The 12301-nt window shown below is 39.9% G+C and carries 10 protein-coding genes; all 10 read right to left on the bottom strand.

Annotated features, from left to right (window positions below; genetic code table 11):
- Positions 1-20: 20 nt before the first annotated feature.
- Positions 21-797, bottom strand: a complete 777-nt coding sequence (locus tag EDD58_RS13890) for a trypsin-like serine peptidase (RefSeq protein WP_131926583.1) — start codon at positions 795-797, stop codon at positions 21-23.
- Between the two features lie 27 nt (positions 798-824).
- Positions 825-2126 carry a hypothetical protein gene (locus EDD58_RS13885; RefSeq protein ID WP_131926581.1) on the bottom strand — a complete coding sequence of 434 codons (1302 nt, stop codon included), beginning with the start codon at positions 2124-2126 and terminating at the stop codon, positions 825-827.
- A gap of 271 nt (positions 2127-2397) precedes the next feature.
- Entirely contained in the window at positions 2398-3444 is a 1047-nt protein-coding gene (locus EDD58_RS13880) for a BMP family lipoprotein (protein ID WP_131926579.1), read from the bottom strand.
- Between the two features lie 338 nt (positions 3445-3782).
- Complete coding sequence (locus tag EDD58_RS13875; protein ID WP_165875988.1) at positions 3783-4724, bottom strand: ABC transporter permease; 942 nt, start codon at positions 4722-4724, stop codon at positions 3783-3785.
- A complete protein-coding gene (locus EDD58_RS13870) occupies positions 4711-5793 on the bottom strand; it encodes an ABC transporter permease (RefSeq protein ID WP_131926575.1) in 1083 nt (360 codons plus the stop codon). Before EDD58_RS13870 ends, EDD58_RS13875 begins: the two co-directional genes overlap by 14 nt.
- 2 nt (positions 5794-5795) lie before the next feature.
- Positions 5796-7301 carry an ABC transporter ATP-binding protein gene (locus EDD58_RS13865; RefSeq protein ID WP_131926659.1) on the bottom strand — a complete coding sequence of 502 codons (1506 nt, stop codon included), beginning with the start codon at positions 7299-7301 and terminating at the stop codon, positions 5796-5798.
- A gap of 275 nt (positions 7302-7576) precedes the next feature.
- Complete coding sequence (locus tag EDD58_RS13860; RefSeq protein WP_131926573.1) at positions 7577-8611, bottom strand: BMP family lipoprotein; 1035 nt, start codon at positions 8609-8611, stop codon at positions 7577-7579.
- A 216-nt stretch (positions 8612-8827) separates the two neighbouring features.
- The gene (locus EDD58_RS13855) at positions 8828-11134 is read right to left on the bottom strand and encodes an FtsK/SpoIIIE family DNA translocase (protein ID WP_131926571.1); all 2307 of its coding nucleotides are present in this window, start codon (positions 11132-11134) and stop codon (positions 8828-8830) included.
- Between the two features lie 73 nt (positions 11135-11207).
- On the bottom strand, positions 11208-11429 hold the full coding sequence (locus EDD58_RS13850) for a YlzJ-like family protein (protein ID WP_131926569.1): 222 nt from the start codon (positions 11427-11429) through the stop codon (positions 11208-11210).
- On the bottom strand, positions 11426-12151 hold the full coding sequence (locus tag EDD58_RS13845) for a ClpP family protease (RefSeq protein WP_131926568.1): 726 nt from the start codon (positions 12149-12151) through the stop codon (positions 11426-11428). Before EDD58_RS13845 ends, EDD58_RS13850 begins: the two co-directional genes overlap by 4 nt.
- Positions 12152-12301: the final 150 nt, after the last annotated feature.

Raw genomic sequence — 12301 nt, 5'->3', positions numbered from 1 at the left:
AAGACCTATGATAAACAGACTTAACAGATAACTTCTGTAGCTTTTACAAATAACTCTTCTGTCTTCTGATCAAACAAAGGACCCCATAAAGAATCTAAATCATTATTTAAACGAAATGAATTGTTTCCGATAATGTACTTCTCTTCTGCAATCCATGCCCCTCCACTCGCCCCTTTGCCAAATGGATTCCCCTTCATCTGTACAACCTGTCTGGAAACCATTCCTTTGGTTCCATTGACTGCATACATTTCTCGCTTTAACCCATAATTTTCAGGATATCCGATCGACTGAAATTGGGAGTAGGTACATCCCAACTTTAAACTCATTACGCCTTCTTCATAGGGTTTACTCGTTAGACAAAATGCATAATCATAGGCAGGATTTTTATTTTTGATCCACTCATCCCAGACTAAAATTCCTTTAACCACAAATGATTCTCCTTGATCTTGGTCATACGCTCGAGCAAAGACTGGATGTTTACGGAAGTTTCCCTTATCATCAATCACCACGTGGGCAGCTGTTAATAAAATATTTCCTGAAGATACAAATTGAGCTGTGCCTGTGCGATTGGTTCCATCTGGATCTGAAACGAATAACTTTCCTCCCGAAGAATAAGGGTAAGTTGTCACATCCACTTGATGAGGGGTTGCTTTCATTTGAGAATAATCTTCACTTTTAAGTAGCTTCTCATCTAACACAGGAATTTCAATCGGCTTCGCTTTTTGACGCTTGTCATCTGTCCAATACTCTTGAAATAGATGGGTAGACGTGTAACAATGAACTACTGGACTTACCATTTAATATCCTCCTAAGCAAGCCGAAAGTTAACTGAGAATCATTTTTTCTAATTCTCTTAAGCGACTTGTCTGTTCTTCGATCTTTTTTGCTTCGGTGAGTGTAATCGTATCCAACAGCTCCAATAACTTTGCATAGTCATTGATCGTAAGCTTTCCACTCAATAGCAACGATTCGTATTCAGCTACCTTTTTTGACTTGGCTTGAGCTTCTACTTGTAGCCTTTTTTGTAACCCTTCTGATTTTTGAGGGGTAATACAATTCTCATAAGGGTCTTGGAAATCTTGAAAATATTGATTTGTCTCTTTATTACAACTTACTGCTAAACTCATGGATGTGTTTAACATAAGGGGTACTTTATTTGAAAATTCAACTTTCTGTTTGTAGGTGATTTGTTGGTTAAACACTTCACTGCTATAGGATAAATTGAGAGAAACTGTCCAAGGCAACAACTTACTTGACCATCCTTTATCTTTAGGAGGAGGGCTTTGCGGAGTAGGATTGGGTTCAAACTTAAACATCCCTTCCCCTTTTACAATCTGGTTGTTAATCGCTTCAAAAACAGTTTTGGTCGTTTCAAGAAGCTGACGGCCAAATTCACTTTCCCCAGACCCTTGAATGTAACGAATGTTGATAATATTTTCTTTCACCAAGGACTGGGCAATTTTATCTAACTGTGCCCCCAAGTTCATCCAACCATATACCCCTGTTTCAAACTGGGTACGTGTATATTTCCATACTTGACTCAGATCACATTCAATTTCAGCAATCCATGGATCACCATAAAAATCAGCGGTTCCATAGATGTTCACCCCAAAACTAGGATTGGCATTTCCATCCACATATTCAGTTCGATTACCCGCTAACTGAGCGAATAAACTATTTCCAGAAGTTACGTTATACATAAATGAATTTCCTAATTGGAATTGATCAGGAAAGACACTTGAAGATCCATATCCATTATTTTGAACTCCCTGTGCTAAAACGGGTTGTACCCGAATCCCCTTTTCTAACGTAAGGGGAACGAGATTAGGAGTGATATTGTAGCGCTCCTTAATCGCTCCCATAATGGCTTCTCGTTGTCCTTGAGTCAGATCGGGAGCAGCTCGACCCGACAACTCTGCACCCACAATACTTTCCACCTTTTTTCCCACTTGCTGATAGTAGGGTTTTGAATTAATCCCCCAGTATTTCACACTAAAATCTTTAATGGTCTCTCCTAAAACCGCATCAATTCTTGCTGGCCAATAGTGAAATGTGGATTTGTCTGCATGATCCCGATAAGCAATCACGCCATCTTTAGCAACTGCTTGATTTAAATTTGCACCCATTTTAACCGACTCCTTATTTTTTATTTCGTTTATACCTACATCTGTTTTTCTCTTTAGCTCTCCTTTCATTGTTAAGTTATCTTTATCATCTCTAAAGAATTGATCTACTATTCACGGAGGAGCAAATTCATAATAACGAATGAATTGTAAAAATATTTTATCTATTGTAATTGCGGATGATTGAGGATAATTGCGAAAAAATACTAGTTAGAGCAAATGAAATCAAATAAAAAAAGAGTCTAGGAAGATATCCTCGACTCTTTCATACGTACTATTTAAATGAAGCTAGCTCCGCTCCTGTTTTTGGAACTTTAATTTCCCCAGAGACAATTTTTTGTTTGTATTCATCTACTTTTTTCAGGATATCTGCAGGCACATGTTTTTGGGTATTGGGAGCATAGTTAACCCCTTCCTCTTTCAATCCATACAAAAGTTCCTGTCCCATTTTAAGTTCATTATTTTTCACTTTTTGAATCACATCAAAAACAGCTTGGTCAACTCGTTTGATCATGGAACTAAGAGTGTGATCAGGCGCTAGGGATGATTGATCCATATCAACACCAATCGCCCAGTATTTACCCTTTTCACGAGTTTTCACTTCATCAAAGAGACCTTTCCCCACTCCACCTGAAGCATGGAAAATAATATCGACTCCATGGTTGTACATATTTTGTGCGAGAGAGCGTCCTTTCGTAGCATCAGAGAAGCTTTCCGCATAGGCCACTTTTACAGTTGCCTTAGGATTGGCAGCTCGTACTCCCGCGGTATAACCCACCTCAAACTTCTTGATAAGTGGAGAACTAATGCCACCGATAAATCCTACTTTATTTGTTTTTGACATCATGCCAGCAATAACACCCATTAAGAATGAGCCTTCTTCTTCTTTAAAAGTAATCGCAGTTACATTTGGAGGGATGTTGCCACCAAGATTGCTATCAACGATGCCAAATTTGACATTACTAAATTGTTTAGCTACTTGTGGTAAAGCTTTTTCAAATTTAAAACCAATTGCCCAAATAATATCTCGTTTTTCACGAGCAAATTTGGTTAGATTGGGTACATAATCTTCATCACGCTTAGACTCCAATGCTTTGATATCTGCACCCAACTCTTTTTGGGCCCGTGTAAGACCAGCCCAGGAAATTTGGTTAAATGACTCATCATTCAAGCCACCTGTATCCGTAACCAAACCCGCTGATAACTGATCTTGCTTTTTGGCACCTGCACCACCGCCAGTCTTGGGTTGATTCATGTTATTACATCCCACCATAATTAGAATGACAACGGATAGAATCATCCCTATGATTCTCTTCGACATAAGAAAACCTCCTTAATTATTAGGTTTTCTTATTATCTCCAAAAAAACTTCGACCACTCTGGCATTAAACATCCTTTTACTATTTAGAGATTGTTAGATATTCTCTTCATCCACGTGTCATGACCTAGTTTCGGTCAGTTCGTCAAAAACAGGCTTAGACATCATTCAAATAAGGCAATGGCACGATTTTATGTAACATGCTCGATTTAGTCAAAATGCCTGTACCAATTCTCCTTTTTAAGAAATATGATAAGATGTATCGATTTTTCTACCACAACTTCTTTTCTGGGTGTCATTAAAAACAGCATCCAACCCAAATGGTTAGATGCTGACTTTTTTTAACGACTTCCTTTTTCATATGGCTTTCCTACTGCTGCAGGTGCCTCGGCTCTACCAACAAAACCAGCCAAAGCCAAAATGGTAAGTACATAAGGGGTCATACTGAGAACTTCACTTGGTACATAATTCGTAAATCCATACAATTGCCCGATTAATGCAAGTGCCACAGCAAAGCCAAAGAAGCTGGCTGCTCCCAATACCCCAAAGGGCTTCCACTTACCAAAAATCAAGGCTGCTAGTGCGATAAATCCTTGTCCAGCTACTGTCGTCTGATTAAACTCACTACCAATCGCGATGGAGAGACCTGCTCCACCAATCGCTGCTAAAGCCCCACTGATCATTACCGCTATATATCTCATCCCGACTACACTGATTCCAGCCGTTTCTGCTGCATGTGGATGTTCACCCACTGCCCGTAGGCGCATCCCAAATGTAGTCCGATACAACACAAAATAACTGATAAACACAACAGCAATGGCAATATAAGTCGTAGGCAATGCATGAAATAGCGAAGGACCAATTACAGGAATCTCACTTAGAAACGGAATCGCTACTTTTTGTAATGTCTGTTGTACAACTGGCGTTTGACCTGCACCATCATATATATCTTTTACTAAATACATGGCTAAACCTAACGCCAAAAAGTTGATCGCAACACCACTTACTACTTGATCCGCCTTAAAGGTCACAGATGCGATGGCATGAGGAAGAGATAAAATAATTCCTGCCACGATTGCTGCGATTAAACCATACCACGGATTACCAGTTTCTAAAGCAACCACTGCAGCTGTAAAAGCACCAATCGTCATTAATCCTTCCAATCCAATGTTTACAACCCCGGATCGTTCAGAAAATAATCCTCCCATTCCTGCTAGAATCAGAGGGGTAGCATAAAGTACCGTTGTCAGTAAAATATTTGTTAATGTATCAAGCACCTTTATTTACCCCCTTTTTCTTTTTCAAAAGGTTAAACAGAGGTTGTGTTATTTTCGCTGCAACAAAGAAAATAATTGCTGCAAACACGACACGAATCACTTCGAAAGGAACACCTGCTTCAAACTGCATATTGCCTCCTCCATAAGTGAGAACACCAAAGAGGATCGAAGATAGAATGACACCTACAGGTGTATTTGCACCCAACAAAGCAACGGCAATTCCATCAAAGCCAATTCCAGTAAAAGCGGCTTGAATCGACACATAACCAGAAGTCCCCAACAATTCAGTTGCACCAGCTAATCCAGCAAAAGACCCACTGATCATCATAGAGGAGATCATGCTTCGTTTTACACTCATCCCTGCATATTCAGAAGCAGAAGGATTGTAACCTACAGCCCGCATTTCGTAACCAGATTTTGTTTTCCATAATAAGAAATACATAAAAAATGCCGTTAACAAAGCCAGAACAATTCCTAAATGAATTCGCGCGCCCTCAAACATCTGCGTGATAAAATCAAAACGAATCCAAGCATCATCAGAAATGACTGGAGTCGAGTCAGCTCCTGAAGATAGTTTTGTTCGAACAAGTACATTAGATAAATAGAGGGCGATAAAGTTCATCATGATACAGATAATAACCTCATGAACTCCACGTACAGCTTTTAAAAATCCGGGCACAAATCCCCAGACAGCTCCAGCCAATCCCCCAGCAAGAATCCCAAAGATTGCTTGTACAAATCCAGGTAAACCGAGTGCTTCTGCCCCGATCACACCCATATAGGCAAAAACTTGACCAACAATAAATTGTCCTTCTACCCCAATGTTAAATAAGCCCGTCCGAAAGGCCAACGCCACTGCTAATCCTGTAAACAGTAATGGACTAATTGTTCGAATGGTTTCTGCCAAATCGTAGGGTTTAACCAATGCATTAGTAAATAACGCTTTATAAGCTAAAACAGGGTCGTAACCAGCGACTAGCATCATGATAGCTCCAACTAAAATCCCAAGTAAAATAGAGATTAGTGCAGCGAGGAACGTGGAGCTCTTGTTTAACTTAGCAAGCAACTGTGACATGTTTACCTCGCCTCCTTTTGAATCGTTCTACCTGCCATCAATAATCCAAGCTCTTCTTGTGTAACTTCTTTTGGGTCAACCCATCCCACAATTCGGCCTCCATTGATGACAGCAACACGGTCACTCACATTTAAAATTTCATCCAACTCCAAGGAGACTAACAATACCGCTTTTCCTTTGTCTCGTTGGTCAATCAATCGACGATGAATAAATTCAATTGCCCCAACATCCAAACCACGGGTAGGTTGAGCGGCAATCAATAGATCCGGATCACGATCCACTTCACGTGCAATGATCACCTTTTGTTGATTTCCTCCTGATAAAGATCGGGCAAGGGTATCCTTACTTGGAGTACGAACATCAAACTCTTGAATTAATCGGTCACTATATCTTTCCATCTCATCAAATTGTAACTTTAAGCCTTCAGAAAAAGGACTGCGATAATAAGTTTGTAAAACCATATTTTCACTCACACTAAAGTCGAGAACTAACCCACGTTTATGTCGATCCTCTGGAATATGACCTAACCCTGCTTCAGTTGCTTTTCTGGGTCTGAGGTTGGTAATATCACGGTTTTTCAACTGGATCTGACCAGACTTCACCTTTCGAAGACCTGTAATCGCCTCAATCAGCTCAGACTGTCCATTCCCATCAACACCAGCAATCCCAACAATTTCACCTGCACGAACCTCAAGATTAAGTCCTTTCACAGCATCTAATCCTCGAGTATCTTCCACATAGAGATCTTTGATACTGAGAACAGCTTCTTTAGGCTCGGACTCTTTCTTTTCAACGGTAAACTCAACTTCCCGCCCCACCATAAGAGCTGCTAATTTCTTTTCATCAGTCTCCGATATCTTTACCGTTTCAATGACTTTACCACGCCGGATCACAGTACATAGATCTGCCGTACTCATAATTTCTTTTAACTTATGTGTAATAAAAATAATCGTTTTTCCTTCTTTGACCAATGTCCGCATAATGGTCGTCAATTCCTCAATCTCTTGTGGAGTTAAAACAGCTGTCGGTTCATCAAAGATTAAGGTATCCGCTCCTCGATAGAGCGTTTTCAAAATCTCTACCCGTTGTTGCATCCCTACTGAAATGTCAGAGACTTTCGCCTTAGGATCTACTTTTAAGCCATACCGATCTGATAACTCTTGAATCTGTTGTTCAGCTTTTTTATAGTTAACTAATCCACTCTTACTACGCTCATCACCAAGGATGATATTTTCCGTCACAGTAAACGGTTGAACTAACATAAAATGTTGATGCACCATACCAATACCCAATTGGTTAGCCATCGTTGGTCCAGTAATGGTTACTGGTTTTTCCTTGATCAGAATTTCACCTTCATCTGGCTGGTATAAACCAAACAAAATGTTCATTAATGTTGACTTCCCTGCTCCGTTTTCACCGAGCAATGCATGGATTTCACCTTGTTTTACAGTCAGATTGATGTTGTCATTGGCTACAATACCAGGGAATCGCTTGGTGATCCCTCTCATTTCAACAACGTTCACTGATCTCCCCCCTTATTTATTTATCATTTACCAAGATGTTGCTGGGAATGTGAAAGGATTATTGATTATTCAAATCGGTATAACATATAGCAACTTGATCAGACATAGAATGATTTTACTATGGGAATATGAGAACACAAAGAGAAGAAATTGAGTCAATCGAAGGAATTGGGTCAGTTTAGCTATTAGTAGGAAACAACATCAAATTTGACAAAAAAAGGCTAGCGGGATTTGCTAGCCCTACAGCATGAAACATGGAATTATTTTGCAAACTGTTTATATTCTTCCTCTGTTTGTGGAACGTTGATTTCACCGCTAACGATTTTTTGCTTAAACTCTTCAACCTTTTTCAATACATCTTCACTTACATGCTTATTGGTATTTTCAGCAATCCCTACACTTTCTTCTTTCAAGCCAAGCTCGATTTGTTTACCAGGTTGAAGTTTTCCTTCTTTTAATTCTTTCGTTACTTCAAATACAGCTACATCTACCCTTTTAATCATAGAACTTAATGTATGATCAGGTGCAAGGTTTGATTGGTCCATATCTACACCAATCGCCCAGAATTCACCTTTTTTACGAGTTTTAACTTCATCAAACAATCCTTTACCCACACCACCAGAAGCATGGAAAATGACGTCAGCGCCACCGTTATACATGTTTTGTGCTAAAGAACGACCTTTGGTTGCATCGGTAAAGCTTTCAGCATAAGCGACTTGAACCGTTGCTTTTGGGTTTGCTGCATGTACACCAGCTTTAAAGCCTGATTCAAATTTGGAGATCAACGGGGAACTAATTCCACCAATAAATCCTACTTTGTCTGATTTTGTGGTTAGACCAGCAATTACCCCCATTAAGAAAGAGCCTTCATGCTCTTTAAAAGTAACCGCAGTTACGTTTGCAGGAATGTCTCCTCCTAGATTCGTATCAACAATTCCGAATTTTGCGTTGGGGAACTGCTTAGCAACCTCAGGAATTGATTTTTCAAATTTGAATCCGACTGCCCAAGTAATATCACGTGGTTCACGTGCAAATTTGGTTAAGTTTGGTACATAATCTTCATCGCGTTTAGATTCTAGTGCTTTAATATTAGCTCCCAAATCCTTCTCGGTTTTTTTGATTCCTTCCCAAGCGGTTTGGTTGAATGATTCATCATTTAGTCCACCTGTGTCCGTAACCATACCTACTTTAAATCCACTGCCTTGATCTGTACTCCCTTGATCTTGACCACCACAACCGACAGCCAAAACAAGGATCGCAGAAAGCAACAATGCGAGCCAAGACCTTTTTTTCACAGCTCTTCCTCCCCTTGATGATAACTGGTATATTTTCGGGGATCAAATACACTTAGGAACATATCTAAATTTAAAATATGTATAAGAGCACCTAAGTGGTAAATAAAGCAATCCATGGTAACAACTAACGAGGTTTAAACCCATATCTGTCCAATTAGAAGGTTGTTATACCATAATTGCAATGATTACCCCTTTATTGTTATACCATTTGTTATTCTATTTGGCTACTCTTTTATTTTCTGCAAATTGTTCCATAGTCACTAATACCTCTCGTGGTTTACTACCTTCATGCGGACCCACGATACCATTGTTTTCCATCATATCAATTAAACGAGCAGCCCGTGTATACCCAACCCTTAATCGGCGTTGAATCAAAGAGACTGAAGCTGTTTTCGCTTCTAGTACAAGCTGTACAGCTTGAGGATAGAGTTCATCCTGAAACTCCTCTCTCCGGCTGTGATCCACTGCAGATGGGATCAATTCTTCGTTGTATTCTGGTTTCTGCTGATTTTTAACAAAATTAACAATCGACTCCACTTCTTCATCAGAAAGAAAAGCGCCCTGAACTCGAACCGGCTTCGAAGCTCCAATAGGAAAATATAACATATCCCCTTTACCTAGTAGCTTATTCGCTCCTCCCATACCGAGAACGGTTCGTGAATCTGCTTGGGAAGAGACAGCAAAAGCGATTCTCGATGGAATATTCGCTTTAATTAACCCAGTAATGACATCGACAGAAGGACGTTGTGTGGCGATGATTAGATGTATTCCCGCAGCACGCGCCATTTGTGCCAGCCGACAAATCGCATCCTCCACATCAGAAGGAGCTACCATCATCAAATCTGCTAATTCATCAACAATCACCACAATATAAGGATAAGCAGTGAGTTCATCTGATTCAGCAGCCATTTGATTATATCGTTCAATATCCCTTGCTCCATATTTGGCAAAGTTCTCATAACGCTTTTCCATCTCTACAACTACTTTTTTTAGTGCCATCGCTGCTTTTCGGGGATCTGTAACTACAGGTGTAAGTAGATGAGGAATTCCATCATAGATATTCAGTTCTACTCGCTTTGGGTCAATCATAATCAACTTTACCTCATCGGGGCTTGCTTTAAATAATAAACTTGTAATAATCCCATTAATACAAACACTTTTCCCTGATCCAGTCGCTCCAGCTACCAACAAATGAGGCATTTGCGCTAAGTTGGCTACGATCGGTTCCCCAGAAATATCATATCCTAAAGCCATACTTAACTTAGCCGATGATTGTTGGTATGCTTCACTCTCTATCACATCTCTAAGAGCTACCATCGAAACTTCCGCATTGGGAACTTCAATCCCGACAGCTGATTTGCCTGGAATCGGTGCTTCAATCCGAATATCTCTCGCTGCAAGTGCAAGTGCAATATCATCCGCCAAACTAACGATTCGACTTACTTTCACCCCAATTTCAGGTTGAATTTCATATCGAGTAACCGTTGGACCACGATGAATATCTGTCACCTTGGCTTGTACACCAAAACTATCTAGTGTTAGTTTGAGTAAATCTGCGTTCGTATTGACATCCTCTTTATCCTTCCCACTTCGCTTTTTAGGTCTCTTTAATAGCGAAAACGAAGGCAGACGATAATGAGTTTTTTGAGGCTTAGTAGTTTGAAAAGACAACTCTTCCAGATCCATAGGTTGACTTTCTTTGTTGACCTCATCTACGATGGATGAACCTTTGATATTAAGACTGAGCTGCCCCGCCTCCTGTCCTTGAGTCTGGGAAGAACGTACATACGCCTTTTCTTCAAAATCATGAACCACTGGCTGCTCCCCAATCGGATCCAAGCTAACATTTGGAAATGGGACTTTTTTTCCGCTAGTTCGTGTAGTCTTCTGAGAGTTTTGATTTGCTTTACCCTTAATCCAATTAGCCAACCATTGTTTTCCTTCTTTTTTCTTCTGCTCCCAAGCTTTGCGAAATTTGCGAATGAATTTGAGAAAAGAAGAATCGGTTACAAGCAATACCCCTGATAAAACCATTGCTCCCAATACAATTAATGTACCAATGTCATCAAATAAGAAGTGAAGGAGTGTATAAATGATTGCCCCAACCATTCCTCCACCCACATCCAATGGAACAGGAGATTGTCGTTCTTGTAAAAGCATATACCAAGTCGAATCTAAAATTCCCTTACCCCCAACATGAATCACTTGATATGTTAGGTAGTGAGTAAAAGTTAACAAGGTAAGTAGTAATAGAACAACTCCTGTCATACGGGGAGACCAATTTCTTGGCCATTGCCGTTTTACAATGACATAGACAGATAAAGCAACCCCTAATAAAGGGAGAATAAAATCCCATGTCCCCACTACAAAACGGGATAGGGTTGTTAAGTTTCTCCCTATGGCACCATACCTAGCAATGGCAATCAACGATATTGCAAGAATACCAATCCCATATAACTCGAAAACGATCTCTTTCTTCAATTGCTCTTGGCGAGTCGGATTTTTCATCTTTTTCTTAGGCATAACGACCACCTTTTCTTCCAATCCAGTCCATTTCTCATTATAGCATGGAAATGCTCGCCAGCAGATCTTTCACCTAATTTTCTGGAATGAATTGTAATTTTTCACCTGGTTGAAATCGTGGCTCTAAAAACTTATACAGATCTGCACATAACACCCGAATAATCGTTCCTTCATCAGCGTTATCCATGCGAACTGAAAGATGAACCCCATCAATGACCATTTCTTTTTCTTTAGATGAATTATTTTGTTCATCTTGAAAAGCGACCTCTTGCGGCATGACCGAATAGTAAATCATTGTAGCAACTCTCCTCGATTCGCTTGAATTTTTTGATTCAATTCAGATAGCGCATCTGAGATTCCACCCATTCGATCAATTAAACCAATGGAAACAGCATCTTTTCCGATCACATTTGTTCCGATGTCGCGAGCTAATTCTCCTGTACGAAACATCAAATCTCTGATCTTCTCTTCGCTAATGCTAGAATGACTAGCGATAAAGCGAATCACTCGATCCTGCATTTTTTCCATATATTCAAATGTTTGGGGGACTCCAATCACGAGTCCAGTCAGTCGTACAGGATGGATCGTCATAGTGGCTGTTTCAGCAATAAAAGAACGATCTGCTGCGACAGCTATAGGTACACCAATGCTATGTCCTCCTCCCAATACAATGGAAACAGTAGGTTTACTCATCGTTGCGATCATTTCTGCAATCGCTAAACCTGCTTCCACATCTCCCCCAACTGTATTAAGGATAATCACAATTCCTTCGATTTTAGGGTTTTGTTCTGCTGCTACGATTTGTGGAATAACATGCTCATATTTAGTTGTTTTGTTTTGAGGAGGCATCACTAAATGCCCTTCAACTTGCCCTATAATAGGTAAGCAAAAAATATTTGATTCAAGTTGTGGTACATTTGTAACCCCTAGTTGTTGAATCGATTGAATTGCACTTTTCTTCTTCTCCAATTCCTCACTAGGAACCTCTTGAGACTGGAATTGTCTTTCATCTGCCATTCAAATCACCCTTTCGATCTCCTCCTTTCAGTATGTACGAATGAAGAGATAAAAAAACCTGGTTTCCAAGGGAAAACTACTCTTCTCTATTTCACGCCAAACTCTTCTCTTGCAAAAACTAATAACAAAAAGAGCCGACAATCCTTTATT

This window comes from Hazenella coriacea (assembly GCF_004341825.1).
Classification (GTDB): domain Bacteria; phylum Bacillota; class Bacilli; order Thermoactinomycetales; family Thermoactinomycetaceae; genus Hazenella; species Hazenella coriacea.
Note: the sequence above shows the minus strand (reverse complement) of the source record. Positions and strands in the feature narration are given on the sequence as shown.

Bases quoted from the DNA above. Each gene is read 5' to 3' on its own strand.
- EDD58_RS13880 (WP_131926579.1), bottom strand. From the start codon at position 3,444: ATGTCGAAGAGAATCATAGGGATGATTCTATCCGTTGTCATTCTAATT.
- EDD58_RS13855 (WP_131926571.1), bottom strand. From the start codon at position 11,134: ATGCCTAAGAAAAAGATGAAAAATCCGACTCGCCAAGAGCAATTGAAG.
- EDD58_RS13845 (WP_131926568.1), bottom strand. From the start codon at position 12,151: ATGGCAGATGAAAGACAATTCCAGTCTCAAGAGGTTCCTAGTGAGGAA.
- EDD58_RS13865 (WP_131926659.1), bottom strand. From the start codon at position 7,301: ATGAGAGGGATCACCAAGCGATTCCCTGGTATTGTAGCCAATGACAAC.
- EDD58_RS13890 (WP_131926583.1), bottom strand. From the start codon at position 797: ATGGTAAGTCCAGTAGTTCATTGTTACACGTCTACCCATCTATTTCAA.
- EDD58_RS13850 (WP_131926569.1), bottom strand. From the start codon at position 11,429: ATGATTTACTATTCGGTCATGCCGCAAGAGGTCGCTTTTCAAGATGAA.
- EDD58_RS13870 (WP_131926575.1), bottom strand. From the start codon at position 5,793: ATGTCACAGTTGCTTGCTAAGTTAAACAAGAGCTCCACGTTCCTCGCT.
- EDD58_RS13885 (WP_131926581.1), bottom strand. From the start codon at position 2,126: ATGGGTGCAAATTTAAATCAAGCAGTTGCTAAAGATGGCGTGATTGCT.